This window comes from Kluyvera sp. Awk 3, assembly GCF_028069715.1.
Taxonomy (GTDB): Bacteria; Pseudomonadota; Gammaproteobacteria; order Enterobacterales; family Enterobacteriaceae; genus Kluyvera; species Kluyvera georgiana_A.
The window spans coordinates 1-18,381 of record NZ_JANEWH010000096.1; the positions used below are offsets into that span (position 1 = coordinate 1).

The window sequence follows — 18,381 nt, forward strand, 5'->3', positions numbered from 1 at the left end:
TTATAGTTCCGATGTAATTAACTATTAACGTATTTTTTCAGGAGCGACACCATGCTGAAAGCGCCAATGATCGAGAAATTAAATGAACAGATGAATCTCGAACTTTATTCTTCGCTGCTGTATCAACAAATGAGCGCCTGGTGCAGCTACAACAGCTTTGAAGGCGCCGCCGCCTTTTTACGCCGCCACGCGCAGGAAGAGATGACGCATATGCAGCGCCTGTTCGATTATCTGACCGACACCGGCAGCCTGCCGCGCATCAACACCGTCTCTTCACCTTTTGCCGAGTACGCCTCACTGGACGAACTGTTCCGCGTGACCTACGAACACGAGCAGTTGATTACCAGCAAAATTAATGAACTGGCGCACGCCGCCATGTCCAACCAGGATTATCCGACCTTTAATTTCCTGCAATGGTATGTCGCTGAACAGCACGAAGAAGAGAAATTGTTTAAATCCGTTATCGATAAACTGACGCTGGCGGGTAAAAGCGGTGAAGGGCTGTACTTTATTGATAAAGAGCTGGCTACGCTCGATACCCAGAATTAATCTTCGTGCAGCGGCATACGCCGCTGCCGATTAATGCCGGCAAATCTTACTTTCCTCGGTCGTAAAACCCGATTCCAGCGGTATAAATTTCCCTTTATTACGTAGAAAAGCCACCAGCTCGCCCGCCGTCATATTCTCCGCTGAACAGGTATGAAAACGCGCCTGCTCGCCGAAACGCGCATGAATAGCCGCCTCCAGGCTTTCAACACTGTACTGTTCACCGGATGCAATCATCATATTCAGTACTTCGTGACCGTGAATAGAATCCATTATTTCTCCCCTTAAAAAACGCCACCATAAACTGCATTTGTATTGCATGTTTTGCGCTAGCGCAGCTTTCTGTAGCCTTATTAAAACCGTAAACATAAGTATACAGTCACTGTAATTCAGATTTGACGAGAGCAGCGGATTCACATACTCTGCGCGACATCTTTCGTTGTGAATACGTTGTGAAGTAGAGGAAAGCGTGAAGAACCGTACTCTGGGGAGTATTTTAATCGTCGCCGGCACCACCATCGGCGCAGGAATGTTGGCAATGCCGCTCGCCTCGGCGGGCGTCGGCTTTGGCGTCACGCTGGTGCTGCTGGTCGGCCTGTGGGCATTAATGTGCTACACCGCCCTGCTGTTGCTGGAAGTATATCAACACGTTCCAGCCGACACCGGGCTGGGCTCTCTGGCGCTACGCTACCTGGGACGCCGTGGGCAATGGGTCACCGGCTTTAGCATGATGTTCCTGATGTACGCCCTCACGGCGGCCTATATCAGCGGCGCGGGCGAACTACTGGCGTCAAGCCTCAGCCAGTGGTTTAGCATGGATATGCCGCCTGCGCTGGGCGTTCTGCTGTTTACCGCGATTGGCGGCATGGTTATCTGCGTGGGCACCTCGCTGGTGGATCTGTTTAACCGCTTCCTGTTCAGCGCCAAAATCATCTTTTTGATCGTCATGCTGGCGCTGCTGCTGCCGCATGTTCACAAAATAAACCTGATGACGCTACCGCTGGCCCAGGGGCTGGCCCTGTCGGCCATTCCGGTTATCTTTACTTCGTTTGGCTTCCACGGCAGCGTACCGAGTATCGTCAGCTACATGAACGGCGACGTGCGCAAACTGCGCGGTATTTTTATCATTGGTAGCGCCATCCCGCTGGTCGCCTATCTGTTCTGGCAGTTAGCAACCCTTGGCAGCATCGACTCGCCGGTGTTTAGCGCACTCATGTCTCAGCACGCGGGCCTGAACGGCCTGCTGATGGCGATTCGCGAAGTGGTCGCCTCGCCGCACGTTGAGCTGGCCGTCCACCTGTTTGCCGACCTGGCGCTGGCGACCTCTTTCCTTGGCGTCGCACTGGGGCTATTCGACTATCTGGCGGACCTGTTCCAGCGCAAAAACACCGTCCGCGGCCGTCTGCAGACCGGCGGTATCACCTTCCTGCCACCGCTGGCCTTCGCGCTGTTCTACCCACGCGGTTTTGTTATGGCGCTGGGTTATGCGGGCGTGGCTCTGGCGGTACTGGCGCTGATTATTCCTTCCTTGCTGACGCTGCAAAGCCGCAAACATCACCCTCAGGGCGGCTATCGCGTCGCCGGAGGAAAACCGATGCTGTGGCTGGTGTTTGCCTGCGGGATCGCGGTGATTGTCATTCAGGCAGGGATCGCGACCGGGCTGTTACCGTCGGTGGGGTAAGTTTCGTGGTAGAAGAAAGGGGCCAATCGGCCCCTTTTTTATTTCGCTAAACAGCACTGCTTGTATTTTTTTCCGCTGCCGCACGGACAGGGATCGTTACGTCCCACCTTCTGTTCGTTTTTAATCGGCTGCTTAACCGGCGCTTCTTTCGGATTGTCCATCCAGTAATCAAACAGACTCAATGCCGCAGGGCGAATGTTATCAATGCTATCGAAGTACTGCTCAGCCGTGAAAGCTTCCAGCGCCGCGCTTTTCTCTTCATCGCCGTGCAGCGCAATGCTGTCAAACGCCGCTTGCTGCTCTGCCGGCAGACCGGACCAGTCGGTCAGGCGCGCGCCGCGCAGATAGCCATAGCACCACTCTTCCACGATGGTCAGCTCCTGACCTTCTTCTTCGCGGGTACCAAACAGCGGCTCAAACTGGTCCGGGTAGTCGTTCAGGCGATCGGCGATATCACTCATATGTTGCAGCGTGAGATTCACAAAACGGTCACGCTCGCGGTCAGTCGCCCAGTGCGGCACATGGTCTGCCCCGCCCCATACGGCAAACATCCACTCAGCGGGTTCAATCTCCAGCGGTGAGGAGAGGATGGCGGTCAGCATACCGTCCAGTTCGGAGACGTCGATAATTGACGCGTCAGAGGCATACTTCGCAATGGTCTCGTCCAGCCATTCCAGCTCGCTTTCGGTTAAAGGTCCCGTTTTCATACTCAATCTCTGTCGTTGTTGATGAGGTCATTCAGTTCAGGCGCAATGATGCAGGAGTTTAGCATTGAACTCCAGCAATGCTTTGCTACGCGCCGCCCAGATAGGCCTTACGTACCTCCTGATTGCCCAACAGTTCCTCGCCGCTGCCGCTAAGACGAATTTGCCCGTTAACCATCACGTATCCCCGGTCAGACAGTTTCAGCGCGTGGTGGGCATTCTGTTCCACCAGGAAAATCGTCATCCCGTCGCGGGCCAGTTCACGCAGCGTATGGAAAATTTGCTTCACCACAATCGGCGCTAACCCGAGGCTGGGCTCATCAAGCAATAGCAGTTTCGGTCGGCTCATCAGCGCGCGGGCAATCGCCAGCATCTGCTGCTCACCGCCGGACATGGTCATCGCCCGCTGCTTGCGCCGTTCTTTCAGGCGGGGGAACAGATCAAACATGCTTTGCAGATCCTGAGCGGCATGCTGATTACCAATCGGAATGGTGCCCATCAATAGGTTTTCTTCCACGGTCATATCGGGGAAGATGCGCCGCCCCTCCGGCGCCTGAGCGATCCCGGCCGAGGCGACATAATGGGTGGTGCGATGGCTGATATCGTCGCCGCAGAAGAGAATTTGCCCGCTGCGCACCCGCGGCTGGCCGAAAATGGACATCAACAGCGTCGATTTCCCCGCGCCGTTGGCGCCAATCAGCGAGACGGTTTCGCCTTTATTGACCTGCAGCGAAACCTGCTTTAATGCCTGGATAACGCCGTAAAAGACATCGACCTCACGAAACTCCAGCATCGGTTCGCTCATAGGCTGACCTCGTCTTCGCTGGTGCCGAGATAGGCGGCAATGACTTTCTCATCGTGCTGAATTTGCTCCGCCTTGCCCTGGGCAATGACATCGCCGTGGTCCAGCACGATAATATCGTCCGAAATGTCCATCACCATCCCCATATCATGTTCAATCAGCAGCACGGTTATGCCGTGATGCTCGCGCAAGAAACGAATAATTTTGCTCAGCGCCCGGGTTTCCACGGGGTTCAGCCCGGCGGCGGGTTCATCAAGGCAAATCATCTCCGGGCCGGTGCACATGGCGCGGGCAATCTCCAGGCGGCGCTGCTGGCCGTAAGACATCTCGCCCGCCAGCCGGTTAGCGCAGTCAACCAGATCCACCACCTCAAGCCAGTAAAAAGCGCGATCCAGCGCGGCGCTCTCTGCCCGACGGTAAGCTGGCGTATTGAGGATCCCGGCGACCAGGTTGCGGTTGACCTGCATATGCTGTGCAACCAGCAGATTCTCCACCACCGACATCTCACGGAAAAGACGGATATTTTGAAACGTCCGCGCCAACCCAGCCCGGTTGACGAGGTGGGTCCCGCCAAACATTTTGTAAAAAATCCGCTGCCCGAGGTGCGCCGGATTCACCCAGTCACCCGGCTGAAACTTCTGCCCAAGGATCTGGATGACGTTAGTGGTTTTCCCGCGCGTGTTGAACAGGATTTTGCCGCCGGAGGCCTTGTAGAAACCGGTCAGGCAGTTAAACACCGTGGTTTTTCCCGCGCCGTTTGGGCCGATCAGCGCGGTAATCGAGCCACGCTGTACCTCCAGATTAACGTCGTTCAGCGCCTTAATACCGCCAAAATGCATCATCAGATGCTCAACGCTTAAAATCACATCCTGGCTCATGGCGCCACTCCTTTACGCACCGCAAATCCGCTGCGATTAATGCGAATCAGCCCCCGAGGACGCCAGATCATCATCACCACCATCAATACGCCAAACAGCAGTACGCGATACTCGGCAAAGCTGCGCAGCAGTTCGGGGGTGACGGTCAGCACAAACGCCGCCAGCACCACGCCAATGGTCGAACCCATTCCACCCAGCACCACGATGGCGAGGATCAGCGCCGACTCAAAGAAGGTAAATGACGTTGGGTTGACGAAGCCTTGATAGGTGGCGAAAAACACGCCGGCAATCCCGGCGGTCGACGCGCCGAGCGTAAAAGCCGACAGCTTCACCAGCACGTGATTCAGGCCCATTGAACGGCAGGCGATTTCATCTTCACGTAGCGCCTCCCACGCGCGGCCAATCGGCATACGCGTCAGACGATGCTTGATATACAGCACCAGCAGTACCACCAGCACCAGAACCGCGTAGATAAAAATAAACTTCAGGTTAGGGTTATAGGTGAGATGGAAAAACTCGTGAAATGGCACACCGCCCTCTTTCGCTCGTCGTCCAAATTCGAGGCCGAAGAAGGTCGGCGGCGGCGCAGAAATACCGTTCGGGCCGCCGGTGAAACTGAGCCAGTTATTGAGAATCAGACGGATGATTTCACCGAAACCGAGGGTCACAATGGCCAGATAGTCGCCGTGCATGCGCAGCACCGGAAAGCCGAGCAGCGCGCCCGCCGCCGCGGCCATCAGCGCCGCCAGCGGCAGCATTGACCAGAATCCTAACCCCAGATACTGATAACCCAACGCCAGCCCGTAGGCGCCAATGGCATAAAACGCCACGTAGCCCAGATCCAACAGCCCGGCGAGACCGACCACAATGTTCAGCCCCAGCCCCAGCAGCACGTAAATCAGGCCGAGGATCGCCACGGTCAGCACGTATTTGGTGGCGACGAACGGGAAACAAACCGCTAACGCCACGACCAGCGGGATTATCCAGCGCATCCGGCTTTTATAGTCCGGGGCGCGGACATAGACGCCAGCGTTATCGCTTTCAAAACGAGAGGTAAAGCGTCGACCAATGGCGGTGGTGGCCATTGCGCTAAGCGCAAAACGCCCTATCATTACCGCGGCGATAATCCAGATTAGACGTTGGCCTTCAAAGTTAAAGCTGTAGCCGTCGAGCACTACCCCGACAATGGGGCCAAAGATAATCAGCGCCACCAGGCCGGAAAAAATCGCGTCAAGAATGCAGCGTTTGAGGGAAAAGACCTCGTGTGAAGCCGTTGAATGCGTCATTGTCAGCTCCTACACTTTGGCCACAATCGGGCGGCCAAGCAGCCCCTGTGGGCGAAAAATCAGGATCACCACCAGCAGCCCGAACGAGAACACGTCTTTATAGTCGGAGTTGACCATCCCGGAGAACTGCGCTTCGGCCACGCCAAGCAGCAGCCCACCCAGCATCGCCCCCGGCAGGGAACCGATACCGCCAAGCACCGCCGCGGTGAACGCCTTGATGCCGATAATAAACCCGGCATAGAAGTCGAAAGTGCCGTAGTTCATGGTGATCAACACCCCCGCCAGCCCCGCCATCGCCGCACCGATCACAAACACCAGCGAGATAATACGATCGGTATTGATCCCGAGAATCGAGGCCATTTTGCGATCCTGCTGCACCGCCCGGCACATCCGCCCGAGCCGGGTGTGACCAATAATCCACGTTAACAGCAGCATCCCGGCAAACGACGCCAGCAGGATAAAGATCTTGGTGTAGGTGATCTGTACAAAGCCTTCGCCGATATGCAGACGCAGCACGCCATCCAGCATTGTGGGAACCCCCTGCTGGCGCGGCCCCTGGCTGATTTGCGCGTAGTTTTGCAGAATTAATGACATGCCGATGGCGGAAATCAGCGGCGCCAGGCGGGTGGAATTGCGCAGCGGTTTGTAGGCAATACGCTCAATCGTCCAGCCGTACACGCCGGTAACCACGATGGTAAAGACCAGCGTGCCGAGGATCAGCAAGGGGAAAGAGTGCAGGCCAAAGAAGGACAGCAGCGCCAGACCGATGGCGCAGAGATAGGCTGAAATCATATACACTTCGCCGTGAGCGAAGTTAATCATGCCGATAATACCGTATACCATGGTGTAACCAATGGCGATCAGCCCGTAGACCGATCCTAGCGTCAAGCCATTGACTAACTGTTGCAGAAAGAATGTCTCCATCATCGCGCGCTCGTGTTATTGGCCATGTTATAGAGCGCCGGTATGCGAGCACACCGGCGCTGAGCGTGACTCCGTCCGGTTACTCAACTTCCTTATACTTGCCTTTATCATCCCACTGATAAACGACGTAGTCCGAGACTTTCAGATCGCCCTTGCTGTCCCAGGCTTTCTTGCCCATGACGGTTTCGACCGGGTTGGCCTTCAGCCATTCGCTGGCTTTCGCCGAGTCGGAGCCCGCCGCCTTAAACGCCGCGGCGATGGCCTGAATAGAGGCATAGGAATAGAGGGTATAACCTTCAGGCTCAAACTTGTTGGCGCGGAATTTTTCGATCACCGCCTTGCCGTCCGGGATCAGGCGCGGATCTTTGCCAAAGGTCATATAGATGCCGTTGGTGTACTGCGGCCCACCGGCGGCGGTGACCATCTCTTCGTTGACGATACAGTCGCCGGAGAAGAATTTCGCCTGTACGCCCTGCTCACGCATCTGACGAACCAGCGGCCCCGCTTCGGGGTGACAGCCGCCGAAGAAGACCACATCCGGCTTCTGGGCGCCAATTTTGGTCACCAACGCATTGAAATCTTTTTCACCGCGCGACAGGCCTTCATACATCACATCCTTCACGCCGCGCTTGGCCAGCGCCGCGCGGGTCGCATCCGCCAGGCCCTGTCCGTAGGTATCTTTATCGTGAATGATAACCACCCGTTTGGCCTTCAGCTTATCAATGATGAAGTTGCTGGCGACGTCGCCCTGCTGATCATCGCGGCCACACATACGGAACATATCGTTCATTCCGCGCTCGGTGATCAGCGGGTTTGTTGAACCCGGGGTGATGGCCAGCACGCCCGCGTCGTTATAAACCTCGGAGGCAGGCATCGTCGAAGAGGAACAGAAGTGACCGACGACGGCCTGCACTTTGTCCTGATCGACCAGACGGTTCGCCACCGCCACGGCCTGCTTCGGCTCGCAGGCATCATCGCCCTGCACCAGCTTAATTTTCTCGCCATTAATCCCACCGGCGGCGTTAATATCCGCCGCGGCCTGGGTCGCGCCGTGCCAATATTGATCGCCATAGGTGGCGTTTGGCCCGGTAAATGGCCCGGCGACACCAATCACGATATCGGCCTGGGCGGAAAACGCCGTCACCAGACACCCTGCCAACACAATCGAAAGCGGACTTCTTATTAATTTCAGCGACATTATTATCTACCTTAGCAAAAGAGGTTTATGCATAACGGTGTGAAGCCGAACCACCGGCGCACGCGCCGGACATACGACATCCTGACAATATCCTGCTGATAACGGCGAGGTTTCCTTACGCTTTTCAGGTCAAATCATTAAGCAAAATGGTTGCCAACTTTTCGCAACCAGCGCAGGGATTTAGACAATGTTGAGTATAGAGCGCCGTTACAGGGCCTCTGCACCGGCGAAGTGAAATTACGGGAGGGATCACATCTGGTTAACAATAAAGTACATAAATATTGCAATAGTCACGCTTTGCGCATTTTTGTAGCAAGTTGTGCAAACTATGCTGCGCGGTGGTGCAATCGATGGGCATAACAAAAAATCCCGCCGGGGAGCGACATATTGATTCACCGGATAACCGTTGTGAGGGTTATCGGGGGCATTCAGGCTGCGGAGCACTTTTTTGAACTATATTCAAATGATTGGTCAGCCTTAATCCGGCTTTACGCCAGAATGTATCTGGCATCAACATATCTATTTCTTCGAGGTGATATGAAATTCCCAGGCATCCCGGATAATGAGGAAGAACGATTAAGATCCCTTTATCTGGCAGACCTTCTTGATACCGGCTCCGAAGAACGATTCGATCGTTTAACCCGTCTGGCCAAAAAAATCTTTCAGGTGCCCGTGGTACTGATAAGTCTGCTCGACCGTGAGCGTCAATGGATGCTAGCGTGCGAAGGTTTGGGTACCCGCGAAACGCCTCGCAACATCTCTTTCTGTAGCCACGCCATTTTAGAGGATGGCCCCTTTATTGTTAACGACGCATCGCACGATGAACGTTTTCATGATAACCCGCTGGTGACCGGGGAACCTTACATCAGATTCTACGCGGGTTATCCCGTACATCTACCTGATGGCGCGGTTGCGGGTACGCTTTGTCTGATTCATTCCACGCCCCGCGGTTTCAGCGACGAGGATATTGCTTGCCTCAGAGATTTGGCTTTTATTGTCGAAGATGAATTTAAAATTATTGGTATCGCCATGACCGATAGCCTAACGGGCATACCGAATCGTCGTGGTTTCTACAGTAAAGGCGAAAAACGATTCCATTCCCTGACTAAAACCAATGCAACATTCAGCCTTATCTTTTTTGATCTCGATAAGTTCAAACCTATCAACGATCTCTGGGGGCATGCAGAAGGTGATGAGGTATTAAAAGTATTTGCCGCGATGCTATATAAGCGCCTGGGCACCAGAGATATTGCAGGACGCCTCGGCGGCGATGAATTTGCCGTTCTCCTCGCCCACCACGCCGATGCGGATGCATTTTTACACGGTTTGCGCAGCGATGTAGATGAGTACAACGAAAACTCGGGCAAACCCTATAACATCAATTATTCCTATGGGATGTTACGTAATGACCCGGATCGTTACCCGTCGCTGCGGGAAATGCTTAAAGAAAGCGATGAGGTGATGTACTCAGCAAAACGCAGGAAACACGCATAACCTTTCACATTGGCAGAGAATGAATATCAGGCATTGATAAAGGCTGTTTTGCAGGGCGGAGATTCTGACACGGAAAATGAGCATCGTTGAAGCCAGGGGGCATGAGCCCCCTTGATATTTATTTCAGTTTTTTACCAGCATCGTTAACGACCTTCTCGCCATCTTCCTTGGTGAATGCGCCTTTTTGCCCGTCCGGGAGGATATCCAGCACCAATTCTGACGGCCGGCACAGCCGCGTTCCCAGCGGCGTCACCACAATGGGGCGATTAATCAGGATCGGATATTGCAGCATAAAATCGATTAGCCGATCGTCAGTAAATTTATCTTCCGCGAGCCCTAACGCTTCATAAGGCTCAACATTTGTCCGCAGCAGAGCCCGTACGGTAATGCCCATGTCCCCAATCAGTTTGACCAGTTCATCGCGTGACGGTGGATGCTCAAGATAATAAATAATCGTAGGTTCAGTACCACTGTTGCGAATCATCTCAAGCGTATTGCGCGATGTACCACAGGCTGGGTTGTGATAAATGGTGATGTTGCTCATTTTCAGTATCTCATGACAAAGTGAAAGAGAGACGTAGCGCCAGCGCAGCCAGCGTGACAAACAGGACAGGCAGGGTCATCGCAATTCCGGTGCGGAAATAATATCCCCAGCCAATCTTCATATTCTTTTGTGCAAGCACATGCAGCCATAGCAAAGTCGCCAGGCTACCAATTGGCGTAATTTTTGGGCCTAAATCGCAACCAATCACATTGGCGTAAATCATCGCTTCTCTGACGATGCCGGTCGCCGCACTCCCATCAATGGATAATGCGCCAATCAACACCGTCGGCATATTGTTCATCACCGATGACAGAAACGCCGTCAGGAAACCGGTGCCGAACGTGGCAGTCCATAGACCGTTGTCAGCCAGCATATTGAGTACGGCAGACAGATACTCAGTGAGTCCGGCATTACGTAAGCCGTAGACGACCAGATACATACCCAACGAGAAAACCACGATCTGCCAGGGTGCCCCACGAAGCACTTTCCCGATGTTTATCGTATTTCCACGTTTTGCCACCACGAACAGCACTGCGGCGCCAACGGCGGCTATCGCGCTGACGGGGATCCCCAACGGTTCCAGAACAAAGAAACCAACCAGCAGGAACAGCAGGACTATCCAGCCCGCTCTGAACGTCGCCGGATCCTTAATCGCACTGGCGGGCATCTTCAGCAGTGAAACGTCATATCTGGCCGGAATATCCCGACGGAAGAAGAGATGCAGCATAACCAAGGTGGCTGCAATGGCCGCCAGGTTTACAGGGACCATCACGGAGGCGTACTGAGTAAATCCCAGGCCGAAGAAATCCGCTGAGACGATATTGACCAGGTTAGAGACAATCAGCGGCAGACTGGCGGTATCTGCGATAAATCCTGCTGCCATGACAAAGGCCAGTGTCGTCCTCGGGCTGAATCCCAGCGCCAGCAGCATCGCAATCACAATAGGCGTCAGTATCAATGCGGCACCGTCGTTAGCAAACAGAGCAGCGACAGCAGCGCCAAGCAATACTATCCATGTAAACAGCAGTCGACCGCGCCCGTGCCCCCACCGGGCAACATGCAGTGCGGCCCATTCAAAGAAACCGGACTCATCGAGCAGCAGGCTGATGATAATCACTGCAATAAATGCCGCTGTTGCGTTCCAGACAATATTCCAGACCACGGGGATATCCCCAATGTGGATGACCCCTGTTCCCAGCGCCAGCACGGCACCAATACTTGCGCTCCAGCCAATACTGAGTCCTCTGGGTTGCCAGATAACCAGCACCAGCGTCAGTATAAAAATACTCCCTGCCAAAAACATCCCGGATCTCTTTATATATGCTTATACATATGTGAGTAAACTATCAGCAAGACGTGCATGCCGATTTATCCAGCCATTCACGCACATCATCACGTAGGCACTGCCATGACGTCGTTATCGTCTCACTGGCCCATGCCGGGATATGGGGGGACAGTCGATAATGAACCCATTTCCCTTCCCGGCGATCCAGTACCAGCTCGGCCTCACGCAGGATAGCCATATGGCGAGAAATTTTAGGCTGTGATTCAGCTGTCGCAGCGCAGATATCACATACGCACAGTTCGCCGGCCTCCCTGAGTAACATGACAATCGCGAGGCGGGTTTCATCCGACAGGATTTTAAATAGCTGAACAGGCTGTAGCATCTTGTACTCCCTTCCCTTTACATACACATATGCTAAATCATATATATTTATTTTGAAATCACCAAACGATCCCGGAGATAAAAAACGGAAGACTTTTGCATAATTCGCCCAAGAGCTTAATCCCCCACCTCAGGCAATCGTGTGAGCCAATCCACAGGCGTGGGATTACGACAGGCTGCCCCATTCACTCGCTCCGAAAATGAAGTGCAGCAAGATCACTCACTGAATGAGTTGTAAAACTATGCGACTCAAAGGCAATCGTTTTATAATCCGAACACCTGAATATTGCACTGAATCTCTGCGCACCGACGCAGCATATTCAGCGTATGTCCCGATTCGACTTATCACCTCCATTAAAAATGGGGGATGACCCAGACTCTCCTGTTAAAGGATGTTTCTGCGAACAGTGAAGAAATACACGCCCGGTATTTTCCGAGCATAAGAGCAAATAATGAGCAAAGCCGTTAAATCCCTGGCGCTGGCGCTGGGCAATTCAAACAAAGAAGAAGCCACTAGCGCATTTCGTCAGGCATTCAGCTATGCACAGCGTGAAGGTGTACGCCTGAGTTCTCTACATGTTATCCGGGAAGAAACCGCCCCTATTACGGCAGATCGGGAACGTGAGTTGGTGGACAAGTATAATGTTCTTCTGGTCGAAGCCCGTCGTATCCGCGAACGTGCAACAACATTGCAGGATGAGAAAGTCGTCCTGAATGCGTCATACCAAAATGCACTTTCTGAACTCGGTCAATGTCAGAGTGAGCTGTCGGAGGCGCAAAAAGAGATCGCCCGGCTGCGAACCCTCGTCCTCGGTCTGAGTGCCGATACCACGACGCCGTCGACCACCAGCGTGGGGAGTGATTCAGCATCCATGATCCGTGATCGCCTGAATGCGAAGAAGGCAAAGATTGTCGATTTGTCTAAACATCCCATGACTCTTAAGACGCGTGAGATTTTCGATGCACTCCATACAGAGCTACAAGATTCAGCTCGCGGCTATTTCGATTACCGGGAACCAAAGGAAAGCGCCCCTTATGGGGAAATTCACTATTACTGGTCGCCAGGGGATACCTATCACATCTGGTGCAGGTACACCGGGGAAGGCTTTCGGATTTCGACGGCAACATTTGGCCCACGCGGTGGAGAGAAAGGGACAGATCAATATTTTGTAAAGGATGCTGATGCGCTTTTAGACTGGTTAATGAATCGATGGGAAGTCATGCTCTGAGTCACGTCATAGTGTCATTCTTAGGATACGAATGACCATAATTAGCTCTTAGTGAACATGTGCCTTTAGCATTTCGAAAAAAGGGGGCACAATTTTTATTCAGATTTAGAATCGTCAAACGCATCAAAACAGCACGGCTCGAAATAAAATCAGAACCACCAGCAACAGCGGTTCTCTATGCTTGAGTAGGAACGGATGAAGTGGCATTACCGTACGTGGGAAGGAACCACATTGCCCCCGTGAGCCCAGGATACGCATAGAGCATGAATTTCAGGCACAAAAAAACCACCCGTAGGTGGTTTCACGACATTGCTTATTGCTTTGATTATTCTTGTCTTTCCCATGGTAGCCGGAGTGGGACTTGAACCCACACAGCGCGAACGCCGAGGGATTTTAAATCCCTTGTGTCTACCGATTCCACCATCCGGCCAGGGAAGAAAGTGGAGGCGCGTTCCGGAGTCGAACCGGACTAGACGGATTTGCAATCCGCTACATAACCGCTTTGCTAACGCGCCTTTAAATCTTAAACATCCGCTATTGCCGATGCTCTTAATTTGGAGCGGGAAACGAGACTCGAACTCGCGACCCCGACCTTGGCAAGGTCGTGCTCTACCAACTGAGCTATTCCCGCATTATCAAGTTGACTCATTAACCACTTGATTTTGCTATCGTCTGGCAATCAGTGCTGCCGTTCGATGCGTTGCATTCTACTTATCTCACGCGGTGAGTCAACGGTATTTTTCGCAACTTTGTATCGTTTGCTGAAAATTACGCCGAAACGATCACTCTTGAAGCAAATCGCCGCGCGCGGCGTTCAGATATTGCAGCATCGACCACAGCGTCAGCACTGCTGCCACGAGGAATAACGCAATACCCGCCCACTCAACCCACATATTCGGACGCCACAGCATCCACACCAGCGCGGTCATCTGCGCGGTGGTTTTCACTTTACCGATCCACGAAACGGCAACGCTGCTGCGTTTACCCAGCTCGGCCATCCACTCACGTAACGCGGAGATAATAATTTCGCGAGCGATCATCGTCGCGGCCGGTAAGGTCACCCACCAGGTGTGGTAGTGTTCCGCCACCAGCACCATGGCAATCGCCACCATCACTTTATCCGCAACAGGATCGAGGAAGGCGCCAAAGCGGGTGCTCTGGTTCCAGCGACGAGCGAGATAGCCATCAAACCAGTCGGTAACGGCGGCCACAAAGAAGATCAGCGCGCAGACAAACGGCGCCCAGACGAACGGAAGGTAGAACGCCAGCACAAAAAACGGAATCAGGATGACGCGGAACAACGTAAGCAATGTAGGGATATTATATTGCATGGCGTGGTAACTATCTGTTGTTAGTAAATATTAGCCCTATGTTGCTACAGAGCCCCTAATGTTTCAACGAGTAGAAGATCTTTTCTGCTAAGCCAAGCGAGATTCCCGGCACTTTAGCGATATCCTCAATGCTGGCCTGCTGTAAACCTTGCAGCCCGCCCATATATTTAAGCAGCATCTGACGTCGCTTCGGCCCAACGCCTTCAATGGTCTCCAGCGAGCTGGTGCTTTTCACTTTAGCGCGCTTTTTGCGGTGCCCGGAGATAGCGTGATCGTGCGATTCGTCGCGGATATGCTGGATCACATGCAGCGCCGGAGAGTCAGGAGGCAGACTAAAGCCCTCGCCTTCCGGCTCAAAGAACAGCGTTTCGAGGCCGGCTTTACGGTCACTGCCTTTCGCCACCCCGAGCAACAGCGGGTGATGCTTATCCCACGGTACGTTGAGTTCAGCAAAAACCGCTTTCGCCTGGCCCAACTGCCCTTTGCCACCATCGATAAGAATGACATCCGGAATTTTGCTTTCATCAATCGCTTTACCGTAGCGACGGCGCAGCACCTGATTCATCGCGGCATAGTCATCGCCCGGCGTAATACCGGTAATGTTGTAGCGACGATACTCGGCACGCAGCGGGCCGTTAGCATCAAACACCACGCAAGAGGCCACGGTCTGCTCGCCCATAGTGTGGCTGATGTCGAAACATTCCATCCGCTTGATCGCCGGCAACTTCAGTTCGATAGCCAGCGCCTGGAGGCGCTGATGTACGGTAGACTGTTGGGAAAGTTTAGTCGACAGCGCGGTCACCGCGTTGGTGCGCGCCAGCTTTAAGTAGCGCGCGCGGTCACCGCGTGGTTTGGTTTGCACCTGAATACGTCGCCCGGCGAGTTCAGAGAGAGAGTCAGCGAGCAGCGTTTTATCTTTGAGCGAGAAGTCGAGCAGGATCTCGCCCGGTAGCGTGCGCATCTGGCTGCCCTGGAAATAGAACTGGCCAACAAAGGTTTCTACCACTTCGCCAAGTTCGGTATCGCTCGGCACCTTAGGGAAATAGCTGCGGCTACCGAGGACTTTGCCCTGGCGGATAAACAGCACGTGCACACAGGCCATTCCCGCCTCGAACGCCACGCCAATAACGTCCAGATCGTCCCCGTTATTCGAGACAAACTGTTTTTCCGTCACTCGCCGTACGGCCTGAATCTGATCGCGGATGCGCGCGGCTTCCTCAAATGCCAGCGCCTGGCTGGCTTTCTCCATGCGCGCAATCAGCTGCGTCAGCACCTGATCGTCCTTCCCCGCGAGGAACAGACGTACATAGTCCACCTGCTGCGCGTATTCTTCTTCACTGACCAGCCCCTTCACGCATGGCCCCAGACAGCGACCAATCTGGTATTGCAGGCAAGGACGCGAGCGGTTGCGATAAACGCTGTTTTCGCACTGGCGAACAGGGAAGATTTTTTGCAGCAAGGCCAGCGTTTCCCGCACCGCATAACCGTTGGGGAAAGGACCGAAGTACTCGCCTTTGGCATGCTTGGCGCCGCGATGCGTCGCCAGACGCGGATGGGCATCTGCGCTGAGGAAAATAAAGGGATACGATTTGTCGTCACGCAGCAGCACGTTATAGCGCGGCTGATAGAGCTTGATGTAGTTGTGCTCCAGCAGCAGCGCTTCCGTTTCGGTGTGGGTGACGGTGACATCAATCTGGGCGATTTGCGCCACCAGCGCTTCCGTTTTGCGAGAAGACACCTGAGCGCGAAAATAGCTGGCAAGGCGCTTTTTGAGATCTTTGGCTTTGCCAACATAAATAACCGTGCCGCCGGCATCATACATACGATAAACACCGGGCTGGCTGGTTACGGTTTTCAGAAAGGCTTTTGAATCAAAAACATCACTCACTGACTTGCTAACGACTCCGCATTGCACAGGCCATGGCGAATTGCCAGGTGAGTCAGCTCAACATCACCGTGTATGTTCAGCTTGCTAAACATACGGTAGCGGTAACTGTTCACCGTCTTGGGACTCAGATTCAACTGCTCTGAAATCTCATTCACCTTCTGACCTTTAGTGATCATCAGCATAATCTGCAATTCGCGTTCAGACAAACTGGAGAATGGCGATTCCGTCTTTTCCGGCTCAATCTGGCTTAACGCCATTTGCTGAGCAATGTCTGACGCGATATAGCGCTGACCGGAGAACACCGAGCGAATAGCGTTAACCACCTCTTGCGGCGCGGCGCCTTTGCTCAGATAACCCGCCGCACCAGCTTGCATAACTTTCGCCGGCAGTGGGTTTTCCGTGTGTACGGTTAGCATGATAACTTTGGTATCAACCGCCGAACGCGCAATTTTACGCGTTGCTTCAAGGCCACCGATGCCAGGCATATTCATGTCCATCAATACAACATCGACAGGATTGGCACGGCACCACTTAACCGCATCTTCCCCGCAGTTGGCTTCGCCGGTGACTCTAATACCTTTTATATCTTCGAGAATGCGTCGTATCCCTGCGCGCACCAGTTCGTGGTCATCAACAAGAAGGACGTTGATCAAAGGAATAATCTCCAGAATAGGGATAACGCTACTACTGCTTAATTCCCCCATACTACCGGGTTTTATATCATCTGTGAAAGTCTAAAAATGCCAGGGCTCCGATTTTGATCTCGTTTTTGGCAATAATCATGTACAGAGACTGGAAAACGCTAAAAAACAGTAAGATGCCGATGGCAGATATCAGTATGCTTACAGGGATTAACGGCGTAAACAGGCGCTTTGTCGTATATTTGATAAATAGCCCTTATAATATGTAACAACAATTAACGATGACAAAACCGTATTTAAACAATTTGCGCCTAACCTGCTGTCTACGCAGACGAAATAATAATTAATATCAGATCTGAGCAGCGCGCAAAAAACAGGCACTCCTTTTTTTCTCCCGGCTTGTGGTATACTGCGCCGCTTTCATAATCCGCATCGCGCATAATGCGCAGAAATTGTACGAGGCAATAAATGAGCACACCTGATTTTTCCACTGCAGAAAATAATCAAAATCTGGCCCAGGAAGTTTCCTGCCTGAAGTCTCTTCTGACCCTGATGCTGCAGGCGATGGGCCAGGCTGATGCTGGCCGCGTGATTATTAAAATGGAAAAGCAAATTGCGCAGTTAGAAGATGAAGCTCAGGCTGCCGTATTTTCCAGCACCGTTAAGCAAATTAAACAAGCTTACCGCCAGTAATAAAAAACCGGCTGTCAGCATCGCTGCTGACAGCCGGTTTGCCGTCTGGCACGCAGAACGCGAATACAGGTCAGATCAATCCAATCGCCGCTGCATAGCAGGCAATCTGCGTTTTATTCGGCGCATTAAATTTTTTCTGCATGTTCTTTTGATGGAAATTCACCGTATTCTCGGAAATCGACAAAATCATCGAGATCTCCGCAGATGTTTTCCCTTCCGCCGTCCATTTCAGAATTTCTAATTCCCGCTTGCTGAATTTCATCTCCCGCGGCATCACCATTTCATCTTCTACGCGTAATAGCGCCAGCAGACTCATTTCCAGCAGAATTTGTAAACGCAAAGCGATTTCATCCTGGTGCTGAATAGAACCCGGCGTGCGGGTACGCGACACCGACAGGAAACCGTGCGCATGGTTAGGCAACATCAGGCATTGTGTGGCGCCGGTTTGCAGACCATGTGCGCGCGCGGCTTGCCACAACTCCTGCGCGTCGCTGAACAACTCATCGTCCCAGGGTAAGTGACCCAACGAGAAATTATCAGGTTTTAGCACCGGATCGATAGCCATATAGTTCGCAGACTTATAATGCGACATCCAGGCATCAGGATAGGTGGTATACACAGAAATACGCGGCCGGGTAAACGGCACCGGATGTCGGACGCACAGGGCGAAGAAATCGTATTCCAGATATTCTGTTTGCGCTTGAAGTAGCGCGTATATCTGTTCACTTGCCGAAGCCGCCTGGAAAAGATGCAGCATTTCCCGCCGCCAACTGAAAAAATCATCGTCTCTCATAACGAACGAGAAACCCCCTGATCAATAATCATTTTTATGAATACAGAAACCTAACACATAAATCTTATTTATATGTATAAAAT

19 protein-coding genes and 3 tRNA genes are annotated in these 18,381 nt (G+C 53.0%); 5 read left to right on the plus strand and 17 right to left on the minus strand.

Annotation, left to right across the window (positions count from 1 at the left end; translation table 11 throughout):
- Nucleotides 1-51 precede the first annotated feature (51 nt).
- Complete coding sequence (ftnA, locus tag NNN71_RS17670; RefSeq protein ID WP_163448981.1) at nt 52-549, plus strand: non-heme ferritin; 498 nt, start codon at nt 52-54, stop codon at nt 547-549.
- A gap of 30 nt (nt 550-579) precedes the next feature.
- Here ftnA and NNN71_RS17675 read toward each other — a convergent pair whose 3' ends face one another.
- Complete coding sequence (locus tag NNN71_RS17675) at nt 580-819, minus strand: YecH family metal-binding protein (protein ID WP_167575546.1); 240 nt, start codon at nt 817-819, stop codon at nt 580-582.
- Between the two features lie 196 nt (nt 820-1,015).
- On the opposite strand from NNN71_RS17675, the gene tyrP reads away from it, so the two are divergent.
- Nucleotides 1,016-2,227 (plus strand): tyrosine transporter TyrP, encoded by a 1,212-nt coding sequence (gene tyrP, locus NNN71_RS17680; protein WP_249023087.1) that lies wholly within the window; start codon nt 1,016-1,018, stop codon nt 2,225-2,227.
- Nucleotides 2,228-2,265: 38 nt separating this feature from the next.
- Here tyrP and NNN71_RS17685 read toward each other — a convergent pair whose 3' ends face one another.
- The 6 genes from NNN71_RS17685 to NNN71_RS17710 all read right to left on the minus strand — a co-directional run bounded on the left by NNN71_RS17685 (nt 2,266) and on the right by NNN71_RS17710 (nt 8,019).
- Nucleotides 2,266-2,934: a YecA/YgfB family protein gene (locus NNN71_RS17685; RefSeq protein ID WP_163448984.1), complete on the minus strand. Its 669-nt coding sequence runs from the start codon at nt 2,932-2,934 to the stop codon at nt 2,266-2,268.
- An 85-nt stretch (nt 2,935-3,019) separates the two neighbouring features.
- Nucleotides 3,020-3,736, minus strand: coding sequence for an ABC transporter ATP-binding protein (locus NNN71_RS17690; protein ID WP_163448985.1), 717 nt, complete (start codon nt 3,734-3,736; stop codon nt 3,020-3,022).
- On the minus strand, nt 3,733-4,611 hold the full coding sequence (locus NNN71_RS17695) for an ABC transporter ATP-binding protein (RefSeq protein WP_163448986.1): 879 nt from the start codon (nt 4,609-4,611) through the stop codon (nt 3,733-3,735). Before NNN71_RS17695 ends, NNN71_RS17690 begins: the two co-directional genes overlap by 4 nt.
- Entirely contained in the window at nt 4,608-5,897 is a 1,290-nt protein-coding gene (gene livM, locus NNN71_RS17700) for a high-affinity branched-chain amino acid ABC transporter permease LivM (protein WP_163448987.1), read from the minus strand. Before livM ends, NNN71_RS17695 begins: the two co-directional genes overlap by 4 nt.
- Nucleotides 5,898-5,906: 9 nt before the next feature.
- Nucleotides 5,907-6,821 (minus strand): ABC transporter permease subunit, encoded by a 915-nt coding sequence (locus NNN71_RS17705; protein WP_065357839.1) that lies wholly within the window; start codon nt 6,819-6,821, stop codon nt 5,907-5,909.
- A gap of 79 nt (nt 6,822-6,900) precedes the next feature.
- Nucleotides 6,901-8,019: a branched-chain amino acid ABC transporter substrate-binding protein gene (locus NNN71_RS17710; protein ID WP_271459014.1), complete on the minus strand. Its 1,119-nt coding sequence runs from the start codon at nt 8,017-8,019 to the stop codon at nt 6,901-6,903.
- 537 nt (nt 8,020-8,556) lie between these two features.
- Here NNN71_RS17710 and NNN71_RS17715 point away from each other — a divergent pair.
- The gene (locus NNN71_RS17715; RefSeq protein WP_163448988.1) at nt 8,557-9,513 is read left to right on the plus strand and encodes a GGDEF domain-containing protein; all 957 of its coding nucleotides are present in this window, start codon (nt 8,557-8,559) and stop codon (nt 9,511-9,513) included.
- A gap of 118 nt (nt 9,514-9,631) precedes the next feature.
- Here NNN71_RS17715 and arsC read toward each other — a convergent pair whose 3' ends face one another.
- The 3 genes from arsC to NNN71_RS17730 are packed head-to-tail and all read right to left on the minus strand — an operon-like array spanning nt 9,632 to nt 11,724.
- The gene (gene arsC / locus NNN71_RS17720) at nt 9,632-10,057 is read right to left on the minus strand and encodes a glutaredoxin-dependent arsenate reductase (RefSeq protein WP_271459015.1); all 426 of its coding nucleotides are present in this window, start codon (nt 10,055-10,057) and stop codon (nt 9,632-9,634) included.
- A gap of 10 nt (nt 10,058-10,067) precedes the next feature.
- Nucleotides 10,068-11,360 (minus strand): arsenic transporter, encoded by a 1,293-nt coding sequence (locus tag NNN71_RS17725; RefSeq protein WP_271459016.1) that lies wholly within the window; start codon nt 11,358-11,360, stop codon nt 10,068-10,070.
- Nucleotides 11,361-11,403: 43 nt separating this feature from the next.
- Complete coding sequence (locus NNN71_RS17730) at nt 11,404-11,724, minus strand: transcriptional regulator (protein WP_167575540.1); 321 nt, start codon at nt 11,722-11,724, stop codon at nt 11,404-11,406.
- 451 nt (nt 11,725-12,175) lie between these two features.
- Here NNN71_RS17730 and NNN71_RS17735 point away from each other — a divergent pair, with 451 nt between their 5' ends.
- Complete coding sequence (locus NNN71_RS17735) at nt 12,176-12,952, plus strand: hypothetical protein (protein ID WP_271459017.1); 777 nt, start codon at nt 12,176-12,178, stop codon at nt 12,950-12,952.
- Nucleotides 12,953-13,295: 343 nt separating this feature from the next.
- On the opposite strand, the gene NNN71_RS17740 is transcribed toward NNN71_RS17735, so the two are convergent.
- From NNN71_RS17740 to uvrY, 6 genes are all read right to left on the minus strand, one after another.
- Nucleotides 13,296-13,382, minus strand: a tRNA-Leu gene (locus NNN71_RS17740).
- A gap of 11 nt (nt 13,383-13,393) precedes the next feature.
- Nucleotides 13,394-13,467, minus strand: a tRNA-Cys gene (locus NNN71_RS17745).
- A gap of 40 nt (nt 13,468-13,507) precedes the next feature.
- Nucleotides 13,508-13,583, minus strand: a tRNA-Gly gene (locus NNN71_RS17750).
- 151 nt (nt 13,584-13,734) lie between these two features.
- Entirely contained in the window at nt 13,735-14,283 is a 549-nt protein-coding gene (pgsA, locus tag NNN71_RS17755) for a CDP-diacylglycerol--glycerol-3-phosphate 3-phosphatidyltransferase (protein ID WP_064544567.1), read from the minus strand.
- Nucleotides 14,284-14,338: 55 nt separating this feature from the next.
- The gene (gene uvrC, locus NNN71_RS17760) at nt 14,339-16,171 is read right to left on the minus strand and encodes an excinuclease ABC subunit UvrC (RefSeq protein ID WP_271459018.1); all 1,833 of its coding nucleotides are present in this window, start codon (nt 16,169-16,171) and stop codon (nt 14,339-14,341) included.
- Nucleotides 16,168-16,824 carry a UvrY/SirA/GacA family response regulator transcription factor gene (gene uvrY / locus NNN71_RS17765; protein WP_064544562.1) on the minus strand — a complete coding sequence of 219 codons (657 nt, stop codon included), beginning with the start codon at nt 16,822-16,824 and terminating at the stop codon, nt 16,168-16,170. The genes uvrC and uvrY overlap by 4 nt, the downstream gene beginning before the upstream one ends.
- 456 nt (nt 16,825-17,280) lie before the next feature.
- Between uvrY and NNN71_RS17770 the strand changes: the two genes are divergently transcribed.
- Nucleotides 17,281-17,505: a DUF2594 family protein gene (locus tag NNN71_RS17770; RefSeq protein WP_064544561.1), complete on the plus strand. Its 225-nt coding sequence runs from the start codon at nt 17,281-17,283 to the stop codon at nt 17,503-17,505.
- A gap of 70 nt (nt 17,506-17,575) precedes the next feature.
- Here the strand turns inward: NNN71_RS17770 and sdiA are convergent, their stop codons facing one another.
- The gene (gene sdiA, locus NNN71_RS17775) at nt 17,576-18,298 is read right to left on the minus strand and encodes a transcriptional regulator SdiA (RefSeq protein ID WP_271459019.1); all 723 of its coding nucleotides are present in this window, start codon (nt 18,296-18,298) and stop codon (nt 17,576-17,578) included.
- Nucleotides 18,299-18,381: the final 83 nt, after the last annotated feature.